Source organism: Nonomuraea sp. NPDC049378 (assembly GCF_055586745.1).
The window spans coordinates 562,382-578,862 of the sequence record NZ_JBVJHP010000002.1 but is presented as its reverse complement, the minus strand read 5'-3'; the positions used below and the strand labels follow the sequence as shown (position 1 = coordinate 578,862).

17 protein-coding genes and 1 tRNA gene are annotated in these 16,481 nt (G+C 68.6%); 8 read left to right on the top strand and 10 right to left on the bottom strand.

Features of this window, described 5'->3' with window-relative positions:
* Positions 1-98: 98 nt before the first annotated feature.
* A tRNA-Pro gene (locus tag ACZ6SA_RS07720) sits at positions 99-172 on the bottom strand.
* A gap of 65 nt (positions 173-237) precedes the next feature.
* A complete protein-coding gene (locus ACZ6SA_RS07715) occupies positions 238-1,101 on the bottom strand; it encodes a metallophosphoesterase (RefSeq protein WP_465827102.1) in 864 nt (287 codons plus the stop codon).
* 89 nt (positions 1,102-1,190) lie between these two features.
* On the opposite strand from ACZ6SA_RS07715, the gene ACZ6SA_RS07710 reads away from it, so the two are divergent.
* The gene (locus ACZ6SA_RS07710) at positions 1,191-1,649 is read left to right on the top strand and encodes a GatB/YqeY domain-containing protein (protein ID WP_347650878.1); all 459 of its coding nucleotides are present in this window, start codon (positions 1,191-1,193) and stop codon (positions 1,647-1,649) included.
* 435 nt (positions 1,650-2,084) lie between these two features.
* On the opposite strand, the gene ACZ6SA_RS07705 is transcribed toward ACZ6SA_RS07710, so the two are convergent.
* The 5 genes from ACZ6SA_RS07705 to ACZ6SA_RS07685 form a co-directional block, all read right to left on the bottom strand.
* Positions 2,085-2,735 carry a DUF5825 family protein gene (locus tag ACZ6SA_RS07705; RefSeq protein ID WP_465827087.1) on the bottom strand — a complete coding sequence of 217 codons (651 nt, stop codon included), beginning with the start codon at positions 2,733-2,735 and terminating at the stop codon, positions 2,085-2,087.
* On the bottom strand, positions 2,732-4,678 hold the full coding sequence (locus tag ACZ6SA_RS07700) for a RiPP maturation radical SAM C-methyltransferase (protein ID WP_465827085.1): 1,947 nt from the start codon (positions 4,676-4,678) through the stop codon (positions 2,732-2,734). Before ACZ6SA_RS07700 ends, ACZ6SA_RS07705 begins: the two co-directional genes overlap by 4 nt.
* Before the next feature lie 696 nt (positions 4,679-5,374).
* On the bottom strand, positions 5,375-6,232 hold the full coding sequence (locus ACZ6SA_RS07695; RefSeq protein ID WP_465827083.1) for a Vgb family protein: 858 nt from the start codon (positions 6,230-6,232) through the stop codon (positions 5,375-5,377).
* A gap of 62 nt (positions 6,233-6,294) precedes the next feature.
* Positions 6,295-6,693, bottom strand: a complete 399-nt coding sequence (locus ACZ6SA_RS07690; RefSeq protein WP_465827082.1) for a MerR family transcriptional regulator — start codon at positions 6,691-6,693, stop codon at positions 6,295-6,297.
* A gap of 135 nt (positions 6,694-6,828) precedes the next feature.
* Positions 6,829-9,078 carry a transglycosylase domain-containing protein gene (locus tag ACZ6SA_RS07685; RefSeq protein WP_347650887.1) on the bottom strand — a complete coding sequence of 750 codons (2,250 nt, stop codon included), beginning with the start codon at positions 9,076-9,078 and terminating at the stop codon, positions 6,829-6,831.
* Between the two features lie 243 nt (positions 9,079-9,321).
* Here ACZ6SA_RS07685 and ACZ6SA_RS07680 point away from each other — a divergent pair, with 243 nt between their 5' ends.
* The gene (locus tag ACZ6SA_RS07680; RefSeq protein ID WP_090771382.1) at positions 9,322-9,618 is read left to right on the top strand and encodes a WhiB family transcriptional regulator; all 297 of its coding nucleotides are present in this window, start codon (positions 9,322-9,324) and stop codon (positions 9,616-9,618) included.
* 55 nt (positions 9,619-9,673) lie between these two features.
* On the opposite strand, the gene bagB is transcribed toward ACZ6SA_RS07680, so the two are convergent.
* Positions 9,674-10,801 (bottom strand): ATPase BagB, encoded by a 1,128-nt coding sequence (bagB, locus tag ACZ6SA_RS07675; RefSeq protein ID WP_132514715.1) that lies wholly within the window; start codon positions 10,799-10,801, stop codon positions 9,674-9,676.
* Positions 10,798-11,799 carry an ATPase BagA gene (gene bagA, locus ACZ6SA_RS07670; RefSeq protein WP_347650888.1) on the bottom strand — a complete coding sequence of 334 codons (1,002 nt, stop codon included), beginning with the start codon at positions 11,797-11,799 and terminating at the stop codon, positions 10,798-10,800. Before bagA ends, bagB begins: the two co-directional genes overlap by 4 nt.
* A 119-nt stretch (positions 11,800-11,918) precedes the next feature.
* Here bagA and ACZ6SA_RS07665 point away from each other — a divergent pair, with 119 nt between their 5' ends.
* The 4 genes from ACZ6SA_RS07665 to ACZ6SA_RS07650 are packed head-to-tail and all read left to right on the top strand — an operon-like array spanning position 11,919 to position 14,169.
* Positions 11,919-12,074 carry a DUF4177 domain-containing protein gene (locus ACZ6SA_RS07665; RefSeq protein ID WP_165959776.1) on the top strand — a complete coding sequence of 52 codons (156 nt, stop codon included), beginning with the start codon at positions 11,919-11,921 and terminating at the stop codon, positions 12,072-12,074.
* The gene (locus ACZ6SA_RS07660) at positions 12,071-12,529 is read left to right on the top strand and encodes a RidA family protein (protein ID WP_465827080.1); all 459 of its coding nucleotides are present in this window, start codon (positions 12,071-12,073) and stop codon (positions 12,527-12,529) included. The genes ACZ6SA_RS07665 and ACZ6SA_RS07660 overlap by 4 nt, the downstream gene beginning before the upstream one ends.
* Before the next feature lie 54 nt (positions 12,530-12,583).
* Complete coding sequence (locus tag ACZ6SA_RS07655) at positions 12,584-13,381, top strand: NUDIX hydrolase (RefSeq protein WP_347650893.1); 798 nt, start codon at positions 12,584-12,586, stop codon at positions 13,379-13,381.
* On the top strand, positions 13,378-14,169 hold the full coding sequence (locus ACZ6SA_RS07650) for an MBL fold metallo-hydrolase (protein WP_347650890.1): 792 nt from the start codon (positions 13,378-13,380) through the stop codon (positions 14,167-14,169). The genes ACZ6SA_RS07655 and ACZ6SA_RS07650 overlap by 4 nt, the downstream gene beginning before the upstream one ends.
* Before the next feature lie 15 nt (positions 14,170-14,184).
* Here ACZ6SA_RS07650 and ACZ6SA_RS07645 read toward each other — a convergent pair whose 3' ends face one another.
* On the bottom strand, positions 14,185-14,865 hold the full coding sequence (locus tag ACZ6SA_RS07645) for a Crp/Fnr family transcriptional regulator (protein ID WP_347617301.1): 681 nt from the start codon (positions 14,863-14,865) through the stop codon (positions 14,185-14,187).
* Between the two features lie 213 nt (positions 14,866-15,078).
* Here ACZ6SA_RS07645 and nth point away from each other — a divergent pair, with 213 nt between their 5' ends.
* Together nth and ACZ6SA_RS07635 are read left to right on the top strand one after the other, a co-directional pair.
* Complete coding sequence (gene nth, locus ACZ6SA_RS07640; protein WP_347650891.1) at positions 15,079-15,801, top strand: endonuclease III; 723 nt, start codon at positions 15,079-15,081, stop codon at positions 15,799-15,801.
* 40 nt (positions 15,802-15,841) lie between these two features.
* Positions 15,842-16,477 (top strand): NUDIX hydrolase, encoded by a 636-nt coding sequence (locus ACZ6SA_RS07635; protein ID WP_443156812.1) that lies wholly within the window; start codon positions 15,842-15,844, stop codon positions 16,475-16,477.
* Positions 16,478-16,481 lie beyond the last annotated feature (4 nt).

Below are 16,481 nucleotides of genomic sequence, written 5' to 3'. Positions count from 1 at the left end.
ACCCCACCCGTGACTACCAACCCCAGGCAAACCCCAACACGACGAAACCCCCGAACCCGTAGGTTCGAGGGTTTCCGATGTCCTGAGACATCACACTGTCGGGGTGGCGGGATTTGAACCCACGACCTCTTCGTCCCGAACGAAGCGCGCTGCCAAGCTGCGCTACACCCCGGTCGCACGCCGTCGTGCACGTGCTTGGAAAAGTCTAGCGGACTCCCAAGGTGGTTGTGACCGCCTTTAGCGTCGGGGGACCAGTGTCAGGAGCGTCGCTTCGGGGAAGCAGGCGAACCGGGCCGGTGCGTACGGCGAGGTGCCGAGGCCGGCGGACACGTGCAGCCAGGCCGAATCGTGGCGGCTCAGCCCTTTCACCCTGGCGCGGTCGATGCCGCAGTTGGTGACCAGGGCGCCGTAGAACGGGATGCAGAGCTGGCCCCCATGGGTGTGGCCGGCCAGCAGGAGTTGGTAGCCGTCGTCGGCGAAGCGGGTCATGTTGCGCGGCTCGGGGGAGTGCATGACGCCGAGCCGCAGGTCGGCGTCCGCGGGAGCGGGGCCGGCCACGAGGTCGTAGCGGTCTCGGGAGATGTGGGAGTCGTGGATGCCCGCCACGGCCACGTCGAGGTCGGCCACCTTGATGCGGGCCGTGGTGTTGTTCATGTCGAGCCAGCCCTCGGACGCCATGCCCGCGCCCAGCTCTTCCCACGGCAGGTTGGGGACCTGCTGGCGGCGTTCGTTCCTGGAGGTGCGCCACAGGTAGCGGGCCGGGTTTTTCGGCTGGGGGGCGTAGAGGTCGTTGGAGCCGTAGACGAACAGGCCGGGGCGGGACAGCAAGGGCTCGAGGGCGTGCAGGAGGGCCGGGACGGCCTTCGGGTGCGCGATCGAGTCGCCGGTGTTGACGACCAGGTCGGGCTCCAGGTCGCCCAGGGAGCGCACCCATTTGATGAGCATCGAGCGCCCGGGCGTCAGGTGCAGGTCGGACAGGTGGAGGATGCGCACGGGACGGTGGCCGCGCTCCAGCACGGGTACGTCGAAACGGCGCAGGCGGAACCAGTTGCGCTCCACCACGGAGGCGTAACCCAGTCCGGCCAGGCCGAGACCGAGCATGGACAGTGGCACTGCGACGGCTTTCCTCACCCATTCATGATGCCCGACATCCGGCGCGGGGCGTTCACGCAGGCGGCAAGATGGTGCGCATGAGCGCATTGAAAGACAAGCTGAAGGCCGATCTGACGGCTTCGCTGAAGAGCCGGGACGACGTACGCCTCCGGACGATTCGCATGGCCCTGGCGGCGGTCAACGTCGAGGAGGTCTCCGGCAAGGAGGCCAGGGAGCTGACCGATGACGAGATCATCAAGGTGCTGACCAAGGAGGCCAAGAAGCGGCGCGAGGCGGCGGAGGCGTTCGGCAACGCGGGGCGGGCCGAGCAGGCGCAGGCGGAGCTCGACGAGCAGGCGGTGCTGGAGGAATACCTGCCCGCCCAGTTGTCGGACGACGAGCTGGCGGCGCTGGTCGATGCCGCCATCGCCGAGACGGGCGCGTCGGGGCCGCAGGCGATGGGGCAGGTCATGAAGGCCGTCAACCCGAAGGTCGCCGGTCGGGCCGAGGGCGGCCGGGTCGCGGCCACGGTGCGCGCGAGGCTGGCGGGCAAGTAGGTCCGGTGTGATGGGCCTGAGGGCTGGATCCCGGTGCTGTGCGGGATCCAGCCGTTCAACCCGGCGTGCAGCGCCCTCAGCAGCCTTGAGCCGCCCTCTGTGGCCGTCTGGCGCGGCGGTCGGGTCTCAGACGGCGCGGTGTCTGGATGCCGGGCCGCTCTAGTCAGGCGTCCAGGATCTGTCGAGAGCAGGCCGGCAGGTAGTCATGGTCGCGGGCCAGGCGCCGGTGTCGATCCCGAGCCCGGCTCCATGGTCGGAGACCGTGTTCTTGAACCCCTGATCGACCAGGGCTTTGGTCTGTCACATCGACCTTCCCTCGCGGGCATCAAGGTGATGAACGGAGTCAAACCCGTACACGACTCCCGTGGGCGCAACCGCCGCGCCGGGTCTTACTCCGCCGGGAGTCGGCGTCGCGTGGTGGTTGGTTCGATGCGGTCAGATCACCATACCGCCCCACGGCCAGCGGCGTACCCGGTACGGCATCCACCAGGCAATGTCTCCCACCTGACCCACCAGCCCTTCGCTGACCAGGTCGTCGAGTACCGCAGCCGGCACCTGGCCGGCGCGGCAGCTCGACGAGAGCCTGTCGACTGCCCGCAGGTAGTCGACGTCGTCGATGACGTAGCGGGCCAGCGAACCTGGCCGCCGGTCCCGTACCTCCACGAACCCTGGTCCCTGCCGCCACATACATTTACCGAGGTAGAACTCCTCGCGCCAGTCGTCCCCGACATCGCCGCCCGCCGAGTCCAGCACCGCCCGGGGCGGGTAAAGGTGGCTGAGCAGCCGCCAGTTCTCCAGAGCCGGGCCCAGCCGTACGTCCCAGTCGACGACCAGTGCCCAGCTCGTGAGCTCGGTCAACAGCAGCAACCACCCGACCACGGTGGCGGCACCCTGTCGGTCGGTCAGATCGACCGGGCGATCGAGGGCGACTCGCCGTACTCCCTGGTGGTAGAGCGTGGCGGCCAGTTCCGCTGTCGGGTCGCCTGCGCCGACCCGACGGCTGCCCATGGCGACGGCCGGAAGCCGGAGCAGCTCCTGGTCGTGGTGGTGCCACAAGGTCAGCGTCAGCGAACCCGGCGCCGTCATGTCGCGGGCACCGGGGAGGTTGCCGTCGGTGGGAGATGGTCGAAGAGGTCTGGGCTCGATCCGTCAAGGCGCTGACCGATGCGGAGCAGCTCCTGGTTGTCGGCCACTGCGGCGACATGGACATAGTGACCGGCGTCGGCGAAGGCGATGCCCAGCCGGCACCATCGGTCGAGCAACGCGTCGGCTTCGGGCTCCGTCACCGAGCCCGCGAGTTCACGCACCAGTCCGGGGACCGTACGCGGCTGGTCGAGCAGCCGGAAGGCGGCCACCTCTGCCGGGTCGCGCAGCGAATGTACGGTCCAGTCGAATCGCGCGCGCCGACTGACCAGCACGATCGAGTCGCCCAGGTCGAGGTAGCCGAACCGGCTCTCGGCATACGCCCGCTGCCACTCCCCCACCGCCTCCCGCAGCACGTCGGCGACCGACTCGTCGATCCCGTGGCGCGGTGCGGCGAACATGTACGCCAGGTCCATCAACTCCTCATTCGGGAGGTCGTAGATCCGGTGGTACTGGGAGGCGGGCTCCAGCGGCGCGAAGCCAAGCTCGGGCCGGTCGAAGTACGGGCTGAACCGCTCGATCACGAGCCTGGTCACCACGTCGGGCGGGGGAAGATGGTGCAGGGCCGGGAACTGCGCGATCAGCGGGAGGTAGTCCTCAGGCCGCTCGCCGGGAAAGCCGTAGAGGTAGTTCCAGGTCAGTGTCAGGCCGGTGCCGTAGGCGTCGCGCAGCAGCCGTACGTTCTGGCACCCGGAGACACCCTTGTCCATGATCTTCAGGACCCGGCTGCTCAGGTTCTCTATGCCTGGCTGAACGCTGACCACGCCGGCACCGGCCAACGCTCTCAGCTGGTCGCGCCTGAGGTTGGACTTGATCTCGTAGTGCAGCCGCAGATCGTAGCTGGACTCCGCCAGCCTGGGTATGAGCGTGGTGAGATAGCCCATGTCGAGGATGTTGTCCACCACGTACATGTCGAGCACCTTGTGGCGGCGGACCAGCCGGATGATCTCGTCGTAAAACGCCGCGGGGTTCTTGCTGCGGAATTCCATGAACGACCCGTTGAGCCCGCAGAAGGTGCAGTGGTGCTTCTGGCCCCACCAGCATCCGCGGGCGCTTTCGACGACCAGCTTCGGCTCCACCCAGTCTTGGGCCGCCGACGACTCCAGCCGCTCGAAGAATCCGTCGTAGTCCGGGGTCACGATCTCGCTCGGCGGCAGTGCTCGGCCGGTCATGGGGTTCGCGTGGTGGTCGCCGTCCGGCCCTCGCCAGCACAGGCCCGGGATATCGGCGAGCGCCGCGGGATCTGCGGCTGCGGCGGTGGGCTCGGCGAGCTCCGGGCCTGCCAGCACCTTCAGCAGCGCGGGGAACGCCACGTCTCCCTCACCGCGAATCACGTAGTCCACGAAGGGGAAGTTGCGGTGCAGGGCCGCACCCTGGGCGCCGTCGCAGTTGGCCCCACCGAAGGCGACACGCACCTGCGGCGAGGCCCGCTTGACCGCCTGCGCTGTGGCCAGCGCCGCCGTGTTCTGCTGGAACGTAGAAGTAAAGCCCACCACGTCCGGCTCGGCCGCCACGATTCTGGCGGCGAGTTCCTCGACGAACTCCGGGGCCGAGGCGTGCAGGTCGAGGCTGAGCCTGTGACGCTCGTCAGTGAGCCATGTCTCCTCGCTCGGCTCGCCTGTCCGCCATTGCGGGTCGTGGTAGAGCGCGGAGGAAAAGACCCAGTCGCCGACTCCGGAGAAGTAACTGTCGATGCAGTAGTAGTGGTAGTCATGCGTGGTGAACCGATGCCGGCCCACGACCCAGTCGACGTAGTCGAGATTGGCGTGCACCACGGTCACCTCGGCGTCAGGGACGGCAGCCACGGCGGCGTTGCGCAGGATGCCAAGCGCCAGGGATGGCGCGTCGATCATCGCCCATGGCATGTTGACGAGGAAGATACGCACGAGAGTCCTCAGTGATCGTGTGCTTTCCATGAGCATCAGGGCGGCGCCGGTGGAGGCAGTGGCCTGCCGAGGGCCGCCTGCCCCGAGCCGCCGCAGGAAAAGGAGCAACCACCCCGATCGTCGGAGTGGTTGCCGGGGTGTTCCTACTTCGTGTGGGGCACGATGACTTCCCATCCGGATGTCTTCCATGCCCTGCTGGCCGGACTCTGCTTGGCCCTGTCCAGAGGGTCATTGTGAACAATCGTCTTCTTCATGCGGCGCACCCCTCTCCTGGCGTACGGTGATTTTTACCGGTCAAGTTAATCTTTGCCGAAATATGGCGTCCAGGACCGATGACGCCATATAAATGGCGTTTTATGCCATGCGGGAGACAGGCGCAGGGCTGACCAGAAAACATCAACCGAACGCAAAAGTCGACCTCTTCGACGCGTCGGGATGGCGGTCCCGGCAACGTTGGGATGTGTCCTGCCAGGGCCCCATCGACGGTCCGCGCGATGAACCGGACCGCGACGATCGCCATGCGCGAAGGTCTCGCGAGCCGCATCACCGCCGCCCTTCCTGCGGCTTGACGCGCAGCCACCTTGCCCCTCCGCGCTGGGAGCCGGCCAGGCGTGTCGAAGGCATCGAGCTTGAGGCTCGCCAAGCGTCAAGCCCTGGGCGCCCTCTGAAGGACCCGGCAGATGCCTGAGCCGCCGGTCAAGCGGGCACCTGGTAGAGGGCGCCGTCATCCCAGGTCGCCGTGTAGATGGTGCCGGCGGCGTTCACACCGAGCGCGACGGGTGAGCCGAGGCCCGACATGACCGCGACGGCTCTTCCGTCCTGATCCACCCGCTTGATGGCGCCCGCTGCCCGATCCGTGGCGTACAGGCGATTGTCCCGGCCGACGACCAGACCGACTCCGAGCCCGTCAAAGTCATCGGAGTGCGTGGTCACCCGGCCGTCGCGGCCGATGCGTGACAGGGTCCCGCCCGTGTAGTTGGCCACGAAGATCGTGCCCCGTGCGTCCTCGGCCACGCCGACGGGCGTGCTGAGCCCACCGGCTACCCTGCTCACCGTGCCGTCGGGGGCGACTCGCATGATCTCGTTGCTGGCCCGGTTGCAGACCAGCAGGTTGCCGCGCGAGTCGAAACCGATGCCTGTCGGGGTGTGAAATCCCGTCGCGAACTCCTGGCGCCGCCCTGCCGGGCTGATCCGGTACACGGTGTCGTCGGAGTAACTGGCGACGTAAAGGTTGCCCTTGGTGTCCAGGGCCAGCCCGGCGGGCGCACTCACCTCCGCGAACGTCGAGCGCGCGCCGTCCGGGGTGACACGTTCGACCGTCCCGCCCGACCAGTTGGAGACGTACAGCGTCCCGTCCGGGGCGAACGCCAGACCGGTCGGCGCGGAGAAGCCGGTGTGGATCGCCGCGGACGCGGCTCCGGACGAAGCGAGCGGCGGGGCGCCGGTAGGGGGCGTCCGACTCGTCTCGCCGGCGCACCCGGCTGTCAGCGCCAGCAGAACCACGCCCAGTAGACGTCGTACGACGTTCGCCCGCGCCCCACCGGGCATGCGCATGGCACCCGCGCCTGCCCTCCCACCGGGCGGGCTCGAGGGTCGAAGGGGATCCGCTGCCGCGTTCACCTGCCCTCCAGGAGGGCTCGGTAGTGCGCGATCTTCTTGTCCAGCGCACGCATGCTCGAACGCAGGATCCGTAAGCGCTGGTCGACGACCTTGCGATGGTCGCTCAGTAATTCCAGCCTTGCGGCGATGCTTTCGTCGCCGGCCCTGCGCAGTTCGGCGAACAGTTTCATGTCGGCGATCGACATACCCGTGTCGCGCAGGCGCATCAGGAAGGCGAGCCAGTCCATGTCGGCGGTCGCGTACCGGCGCACGCCGACAGGGCTGCGGCGGACGGCTTGGACGAGCCCGGCCTTATCGTAGTAGCGAAGGGTGTGGGCGGACAGGCCGGTTCTGTGGGATACCTCGGTGATCGACAGGGTCTGCGCGTCATCGTTCAGTTGCGGTGATGCTGACATGGGCCCACGCTAGGAGTTGGAGCGCGCTCCAACGCAAGCCCAGCGTCTATCAGGGATAACGGGCGCTGAACACCTTTGCGGCGCGGGATGCTCGTGTAGATCGGCCGCAGCGACCGCGTGCAGACCCGCCTCCGGTCAGCCGCGGTCGCGCCAGCCCCCGGGCCGTCCGTCGCCGCCACGGCCCTCCCAGGGGGCCCGGTCACCGTCACCGGGCCAGTCACGGTTGCCCGGGTCGAAGATGTCGAGCGGGCCCCTGTCGCCTCGCCGGTCGTCGCGCTTCTTCTTGGGCTTGGGCGCGCAGTTGTCGGTGCACCCGCCGAACCGCGACTTGTCGACCGACGTGAAGTGCCGCGGCTCGACCCCTTTCAGAGCCGAGAGCATCGAGTCCTTCCAGATGCGCCCGGAGATGGAGGACCCGTACACGTACGGGTAGTAAGTGCCGCCGATCCTGATGCCGATCAGCTTGTGTGCCGAGGTGCCGCGCGGGTCGCCGAGGCTGACCGCGGAGGCCAGGTTGGGCGTGTAACCGGCGAACCATGCCGACATGTAGTTGTCGGTCGTGCCGGTCTTGCCGGCCGCGTCCCTGCCGATGCCGCCCACGCCGCTCATCGTGCCCTTGGTGAAGACGCCCTCCAGGATGCCGTTGACCGCGTCGGCGACCTCTTCGTCCAGCGCCTGGGAGCACTTCGGTTTGTACTGCTTCGTCGCGCCGTTACGGTCCGTGATCTCGGTGATGGCCAGCGGCTTGCAGTATTTTCCGCGGGCCGCGAACACCGCGTACGAGTTGGCGATCGTGACGGGGTCGACCTCGTTGACCCCCAGCGTGAACGTCTCCACCTCGGAGAGTTTCTGGCCGTCGGCCCGCTTGACCCCGAGGCGCTTGGCCATTTTGACGACCTTGCAGAGGCCGACCTCCTGCGACAGCTTGACGAAGAAGGTGTTGACCGACCCCCACGTGCCGGTCTGCAGGGTCTTGAAGCCGCCGCCGCCCTCGCTGGAGTTGCGCACGGTGTGGCTCGGGTCGCCGACGTTCTTGCCTTCGCAGTTCTTGAACGAGCTGTAGCTGCCGGCCTTGTAGCCGGAGGGGGAGGGGAAGCCGTCGCTGTACTTCATGCCCTCTTCCAGGGCGGCGGCCAGCGTGTAGACCTTCGCCGTCGAGCCCTGCTGGAAGCCGCGCCCGCCACCGTGCGCCGCGTCGGCCACGATGTTGTAGCTCATCTCGTTCTTCTTCTTGCTGCCGCCGAACTTGCGGGAGGCGGCCATGGCCTTGATCTCGCCGGTGCCGGGCACGATCATGGCCTGCGAGGCGACCGGCTTGTCCTTGGTGCTGACGTACTTCTTGATGGCCTTCTCGGCGGCGGCCTGCATCTTGGGGTCGATCGTGGTCTTGATCTTCATGCCGCCGCGCTGGAGCAGCTTGCGGCGCTCGTCCTGGTTCTTGCCGAAGTCTTCGTTGTTGAGGATCTCGTACTGGACGTAGAGGCAGAAGTACGGGAACTTGCTGGACTCGCAGCCGCCGGACATCTTGATGTCCTTGTAGCCCAGTTTCTCCTTCTTGGCCTCGGCGGCGTCCTTCGGCGTGATCTTGCCGATCTGGGCCATCCGGTCGAGCACGACGTTGCGCCGTTCCAGCAGCCGTTTGCGGGAGTCGGAGTCGACGTTGGGGTCAGTGCGCGCGGGGTTCTGCACGGCGCCGGCCAGCGTGGCGGCCTCGGCGAGGTCGAGCTCGGAAGCGGGCTTGTCGAAGAAGCGTTTGGCCGCGGCCTGGATGCCGTGGGCGCCGGCGCCGAAGTAGGCGATGTTCAGATATTTCTCGAGAATCTGGTCCTTGGTGTACTTCTTCTCGATCGCCATCGCGTAACGCAGCTCGGTCAGCTTGCGGGAGATGGTGGGCGCGATGGCCGCCTGGTATTCCTCCGGCGTCTCCGCCTTGTTGACCAGCACCTGCTTGACGTACTGCTGGGTGATGGACGAGCCGCCCTGCGTCACGCCGCCGCTGGTGAAATTCTTCATCAGCGCTCTGGCCGTTCCCTCCACATCGATCGGTCCGTGCTGGTAGAAACGGAAGTCCTCGATCGAGATGAGCGCCGTCCGCATGATCGGCGCGACCTTGTCGAGGGGCACGGACTGACGGTTTTCGAAGTAGAACCAGGCGATCTTCTTGCCGTTGGCATCGAGCAGCTCGGTCCGCTCGGGCAGAGGAGGCTCATCGAGGTTTTCCGGCTTGAGGTTGAGCCCTTCGACGGCGCTCTTCGTGGACATCCCGGCTCCGCCGACCGCCGGCAGCGCCACGGCGGCCGCGAGCACCCCGGCCGCCGATCCGGCGATGATCAGTCGCAGGATGTTGAGGACGGGGTTGGAGCGATCTTTGCCGCGAGCTTGCACGCTACCTAGCGTACGTCGAAACGGTGACCGAACCGGTAGCGCGACACCATTTCGCCTTGACTGATGGGGGTGACTAGTCATTCCCGGTCAAGATCAGGCCCGAGAAATTGGTCCTCTGGGGTCTGTCGGCCCGAACGTCTCGTTGCGTACGTTCTCCCTGCGGCAACTGAATACGGAGGCTCGGCGCCCGCGCCCGTCGGCCCCAAATGACGACTGACCACCTAAGGGGAGTGGGGTCGAAAAATGTGGATCACGGATTGGACCTCCCGTGCCGCCTGTAAGGGTGCGGATCCGGATGCCCTGTTCGTGCAGGGCGCCGCGCAGAACAGGGCGAAGCTCATCTGCCGGGGTTGCCCGGTCCGCACCGAGTGCCTCGCCGATGCGCTGGACAACCGCATCGAGTTCGGGGTGTGGGGCGGCATGACAGAACGAGAACGGCGTGCACTGCTTCGTCGGCGTCCTGACGTCGACTCGTGGCGAGACCTGCTCGAGTCGGCCAAGGAAGAGTACGAACGAACCAACGAGCTGATCGCGGGCTGATCAGGCCCACGAGCGAGTACGGCCGGCGCCGTCCGTCGGCCGTACTTTCTCTTTGTCAGGCGGTCGCCAGCAGGTCACCGATCTGTCGCAGACCTGTGAGATCGTGAACGTCCTCGGACATGGCGCGGACCTGCACCACGGGCACCGTGGGGTGGGCCGAGGCGAAGTGCTCCTGCTCGCGGCTCTCGCGGGCGGTGAGCTGCATCCGGCCGGCGTGCAGCCGCAGCACGGCGGCGGTCAGCTCATGCTCGCCCCTCGACTCCAGGTCTTCCGCGGCCGCCGCGCTGCGGGCGGCTGAGAGCGCTGGGGCGGGCGACACGTGCACGCGGTTGACCACGAGGCCGGCCAGGGGCATGCGCTCCTCGGCCAGGCGCTCGACGAAATAGGACGCCTCGCGCATCGCGTCGCGCTCGGGCGCGGCCACCACGAGGAAGGCCGTGCCCGGGGCCTGCAGCAGCTGGTACGTCATCTCGGCCCGCTGCCTGAACCCGCCGAACACGGCGTCGAGCGCGGACACGAACGTCTGCAGATCCTTGATCACCTGAGCGCCGAGCAGCTTGGTCATCGCGCCCGCCATCAACCCGAACCCGGCGTTGAGCAGCCGGAACGCGCTGCGCCCCCCGGCCTTGGCCGGAGCCGTCAGCAGCCTGATGAACCTGCCGTCGAGGAAGCGCCCGAGGCGCTCGGGAGCGTCGAGGAAGTCGAGCGCGTTCCGCGAGGGCGGGGTGTCCACGATGATCAGGTCCCACTCGTCGGAGCGGCGGAGCTGGCCCAGTTTCTCCATGGCCATGTATTCCTGGGTGCCGGAGAAGCTGGACGAAAGGGACTGGTAGAAGGGGTTCGACAGGATCTGCCGGGCCCGCTCGGGATCGGCGTGCGCCTCGATGATCTCGTCGAACGTGCGCTTCATGTCGAGCATCATGGCGAACAGCTGGCCGCCGCCCTCGGGGGAGCTGACGAGGCGCGGCGTGTTGTCCAGCTCGGTCAGCCCCATCGACTGGGCGAGGCGCCTGGCGGGGTCGACGGTCAGCACGACCACGCACCTGCCGCGCTCCGCGGCGCGCAGCCCTAGCGCAGCCGCGGTCGTGGTCTTGCCCACGCCGCCGGCTCCGCAGCAGACGATGATCCGGGTGCCCTGGTCGTCGAGGATCGCGTCGATGTCGAGGGTGGCGGGCTTCTTCACGCTGCTCCCTGGGTGCGCATGCTCTCCGCGAGTTCGTACAGGCCGGCCAGGTCGACGCCGTCGGCCAGCAGCGGCAGTTCGTAGCTTTTCAGGCCCGCCTCGGCCAGCGACTCGCGCTCGGCCTTCTCCAGCTCGGTGCGGTGGGCGTGTTCGACGAGCTCCTCGGCGAGCGCCTCGGCCATCGCCGTGGCCTCGGCGCCGTCGGCCACGCCCGCGGCCTTGAGCCCCAGCACGAGCTCACCGGCGTCGAAACGGCCCTTGACAGCCGTGTCAAGGGCGGCCTGCGGCAGCAGCGACTCGCGGACCATGTTGACGAAGATGCCGCCGGGGGGCAGGCCGGCGGCGCGGAGCTCGGCGACGCCGTCGAGCGTCTCCTGGACCGGCATCTCCTCCAGCAGCGTGACGAAGTGCACGGCGGTCTCGGGGGATTTCACCACGTTGTTGACCAGCTCGGAGTGGTTCTTGATGGGCCCGACCTTGGCCAGGCCCGCCACCTCCTGGGTGACGTTGAGAAACCGCGCGATGCGGCCGGTCGGTGGAGCGTCCAGGACGACGGCGTCGTAGATCCGGCGGCCGTTCCTGCCCCGCCGGCGTACGGCCTCGGTCGTCTTGCCGGTGACGAGGACGTCGCGGAAACCCGGTGCCACGGTGGTGGCGAAGTCGACGATGCCCATCTTGGTCAGCGCCCGGCCCGCGCTGCGCATCCCGTAGAACATCTCCATGTATTCGAGCATGGCCGCTTCCGGGTCGATGGACAGCGCGAAGACGTCGCCGCCCGAGGGCGCCACCGCGATCTTGCGCTCTTCGTACGGCAGCGGCGGCAGGTCGAAGATCTGCGCGATGCCCTGCCGGCCCTCCACCTCCACGAGCAGCACCTTTCGGCCGCCGGAGGCGAGAGCCAGAGCGAGAGCGGCGGCCACGGTCGTCTTGCCGGTGCCGCCCTTGCCGGTGACCACGTGCAGCCGCACGCCGGCCCAGTCCGTGTCCGGAGAGTCCACGATTCGAGGCTACCGAACGGTCACTTGTCGAAAGCCGACGACCACCCTTTGAGATTGCTCACACTGGCGCCGCGTCGGTGGAAGGTGGTGTCAGCGGTTCTTGTGAGACGCTGACAGCCATGAAGAAATGGGAATATCTCACAGCCCCGGTGTTGATCCACAACACCAAGATGATCCTCGACAACTTCGGCGCCGACGGCTGGGAGCTGGTGCAGATCCTGCAGGGCGCCACGCCCGAGCAGCTCGTCGCCTACTTCAAGCGGGAGAAGCAGTGACGCCTGAGCAGAAGATCGAAGAGCTGGGCCTGACGTTGCCGCCGCCCGTCGCGCCCGTGGGCTCCTACGTCGCCACCGTACGCACCGGCGACCTGGTCTACACCTCGGGCCAGGTGCCGATGCTGGAGGGCAGGCTGCACCAGACCGGCAAGCTCGGCGTCGACCTGGGCACCGACGAGGGCCGGGCGCAGGCCCGCATCTGCGCGCTCAACGCCGTCGCGGCGCTCAAGGGCGAGCTGGGCGAGCTGTCCAGGGTGCGGCGGATCGTCAAGGTCGTGGTGTTCGTGGCCAGTGCACCCGGCTTCACCGAGCAGGCGCAGGTGGCCAACGGCGCCAGCGATCTGCTCGCCGAGGTCTTCGGGGAGCAGGGCAAGCACGCCCGCAGCGCGGTGGGTATGGCCGTGCTCCCGCTGGACGCGCCCGTGGAAGTGGAGCTGATCGCCGAAGTAGCCTGAATCGGGATATGTCACCATGACCGAGTGATGTTCTAAGGAGGTCAGGTGACCGGAATTCCGCTTCCAGCCGAGCTCGCCGCGCGGGCGCGGGACGTTCTCGCCGGACGGGTGGAGCCGGTGCCCGCGCGGGACGCCGCCACCGTGGTGTTGCTGCGCGAGGGCCCCGAGGTCTACCTGCTCCGGCGCAAGTCCACGATGGCCTTCGCGGCGGGCGCGTACGTCTTCCCCGGCGGCTCCGTGGACGAGCGCGACGCCGACCAGGCGGTCGCCTGGGCCGGGCCGTCCCCCGCGGAGTGGGGCGCGGTGTTCAAGGCGAGCGAGCGGCTGGCGCGGGCGCTGGTGTGCGCGGCCGTACGCGAGACGTTCGAGGAGTCGGGCGTGCTGCTGGCCGGGCCCGGGCCCGGCTCCGTGGTCGCCGACACGACCGGCGACGACTGGGAGGCCGACCGGCTCGCCCTCATCGACAGGAGCCTGGCCTTCGCCGACTTCCTCGCCCGGCGCGGCTTGGTGCTCCGCTCCGACCTGCTCAAGCCGTGGGCGCACTGGATCACGCCGGAGATCGAGCGCAAGCGCTTCGACACGCGCTTCTTCGCCGCCGTGCTGCCCGACGGGCAGCGCACCCGTGACGTGGGCGGGGAGGCCGACCAGGTCGTGTGGCAGCGCCCGGCCGAGGCGGTCGAGCTGGCGCGCCAGGGGAAGATCTTCCTCATGCCGCCCACGCACCGGACGCTCACCGAGCTGGCGGCCTGCGGCAGCGTGGGCGACGTCCTGGCGACGCCCAGGGAGATCGTGCGCATCATGCCCAGGGCGGTCGAGATCGAGGGCGAGATGCGGCTGGTGGTGGCTCCGTGAGCGGTCTGCGCATCCCGATCGGCACGCCCGACGGATCCCGTACGGAGCACGCCGAGAACCTGCTCGCCCCCAACCCCTCCGCCATGACGCTCGACGGCACCAACACGTGGGTGATCGGCGCGGGCGAGGAGGTGCTGGTCGTCGATCCGGGGCCCGAGGACGAGTCACACCTTCAGCGCGTACGCGACCATCTCGGCGAGCGCCGCGTCACCGAGATCCTGCTCACCCACGGCCACTTCGACCACAGCGGCGGCGCCAGGCGCTTCGCCCGGATGGTGAACGCTCCCGTGCGGGCTCTCGACCCGCGCCACCGGCTGGGCGACGAGGGCCTCGCCGACGGCGACGTGGTGACCGTGGCAGGGCTGGAGCTCCACGTGTACGGAACGCCTGGCCACTCGTTCGACTCGCTGTGCTTCTGGCTGCCCGCGGACAGGGCGATGCTGACCGGCGACACGGTGCTCGGCAGAGGCACCACGATCATCGCCCGCGACGGCGGCCTGGCCGACTATCTCCGCAGCCTCGACCGGCTGAGGGCGGCGGCGGAGAGCATGGAGGCGCGGGCGCTGCTGCCGGGCCACGGGCCTGTGCTGCCCGACCCGATCGGGGCGCTCGACGGCTATATCGCGCACCGGCGCGAGCGGCTCGACCAGATCAGGGCGGCGCGCGAGCAGGGCGCGCGCACGGCACGCCAGATCGTCAAGATCGTGTACGCCGACGTCGACCGGTCGCTCTGGCCGGCGGCGGAGATGTCGGTGCTGGCCCAGCTGGACTATCTCGACGCCTCCTGACCGGCGGGCCCGCGGCTATCTGGAGCGGTTGTAGAGCCGGTCGATGTCGAGGATGACCACGGCTTTGGCCTCGATGCGCAGCCAGCCGCGCTGGGCGAAGTCGGCCAGCGCCTTGTTGACCGTCTCGCGGGAGGCGCCGACGAGCTGGGCCAGCTCTTCCTGGGTCAGGTCGTGGTGCACCCGGACGCCGTCGTCGGTCTTGATGCCGAACCGCTCGGCCAGGTCGAGCAGCTGCTTGGCCACTCGTCCGGGCACGTCGGTGAACACCAGGTCGGCCAGCACGTCGTTGGTGCGGCGCAGCCGCTGGGCGAGCGCGCGCAGCAGGTGCAGGGCCACCTCGGGCCGGCCGGTCAGCCAGGGCCGCAGGTCGTCGTGGCCGAGCCCGGCCAGGCGCACCTCGGTCAGCGCGGTCGCCGTGGCCGTGCGCGGCCTCGGGTCGAACAACGACAGCTCACCGAACATCTCGCTCGGCCCCAGCACGCTGAGCAGGTTTTCCCGCCCGTCCGGCGACGTGCGGGAAAGTTTGATCTTGCCGTCGAGCACGACGTAGAGGCGGTCGCCCGTCTCGTTCTCGTGGAAGAGCGTCTGTCCTTTGGGCAACTGGACCTCGGTGATGCTGGTGCGCAGCGCCGCGGCGCTCTCGCGGTCCAGCGCGGCGAACAGGGGGGCCTTGCCCAGCACATCTTCGGTGTTCACACTGCCTCCTCTGCTGCCATTGTGACTCACCCCACTTCGGGCGGCACACACAGGTTATGGGAATGCCGGGGTGTTCCGGGCGTGCCCGTGTTGATCGGGTTTACCGGATTCCGGGAGGAAAGTTACCCGACGCACCTCTGGGTGCCCCACAGGAGGCCACCCGCTGCGCCCATCGCGGGTTCAACCGTTTGCCAGAGCTTCTACTCTTGCGGCATGGCCACGAACGCGGCGGGGCGCAAGCCGGAGACCCAGCTCGCACGAGTGCGGCGGGCGCGCAAGATGAACCGCATCCTCGCGGAGACCTATCCTGATGCTCATTGCGAGCTCGACTTCACCAACCCCCTTGAGCTGCTGGTGGCGACCATCCTGTCCGCGCAGTGCACGGACAAGCGGGTCAACATGGTCACTCCCATCCTGTTCGCGAAATATCCGTCGGTGGCCGACTACGCCGCCGCCGACCGGTCCGAGATGGAAGAGATCATCCGCTCGACCGGCTTCTTCCGCGCCAAGACCAACAGCATCATCGGCATGGCGCAGGCGATCTGCGAGCGCCACGGCGGCGAGGTGCCTGGCCGGCTGAAGGACCTGGTCAAGCTGCCCGGCGTGGGCCGCAAGACGGCCAACGTGGTGCTGGGCAACGCGTTCGACGTGCCAGGGCTCACCGTCGACACCCACTTCCAGCGGCTGGTGCGCCGCTTCGGCTGGACCGACGAGACCGACCCGGTCAAGATCGAGCACATCGTGGGCGAGCTGCTGCCCAAGCGCGAGTGGACGATCTTCTCCCACCGGGTGATCTGGCACGGCCGCCGCATCTGCCACGCCCGGCGCCCCGCGTGCGGCGTCTGCCCGCTGGCCGCCCTCTGCCCCTCGTACGGCACCGGTCCCACGGCCACCGCCGAGGCGGCGAAGCTTGTCAGGAACGGCCCCTTCTCCTGAACAGGGGAAGTGATCGACGCCACGGCGTGTTGGAGGATGCGTGACACAAGTGCCCGACTGGCTCGACACCCTGGCAGCGCAGGCACAGCGGGCCCGAGTGCCCCAAGCTCTGCGACCACCAGTGACAGGCGGGAGGGAGGCGGCGGTGCTCATGTTGTTCGGCGACGGGCCGCTCGGGCCCGACGTGCTGCTCATCCAGCGCAGCAACCGCGGGCGCAGGCACCCTGGCCAGCCCGCGTTCCCCGGCGGCGGCGTCGACCCCGAGGACGCCGGTCCCGTCGAGGCGGCGCTGCGCGAGGCCGAGGAGGAGACCGGCGTCGACCCCGCCGGCGTCCACGTGCTGGGCACGATGCCCGAGCTCTACCTGAGCTTCAGCGACAACCGGGTCACGCCCGTGATCGCCTGGTGGCGCGAGCCGTCCGCGGTGCACGCCGCCTCACCCGACGAGGTCGACTCCGTCGAGCGGGTGCCCATCGCCGAGCTGGTCGATCCCGTCAACCGCATCTCCCTGCGGCACCCCCAGGGCATGCTCGGGCCGGCGTTCCGGGTGCGCGGGATGCTGGTGTGGGGGTTCACCGCGATGGTGCTCGACTCCGTGCTGCGCGAGGCGGGGCTCGACCGGCCGTGGGACCCTGCCCAGGTGGAGGACCTGCCGCCGCTGGCGGCCCGCGACTAGCCGC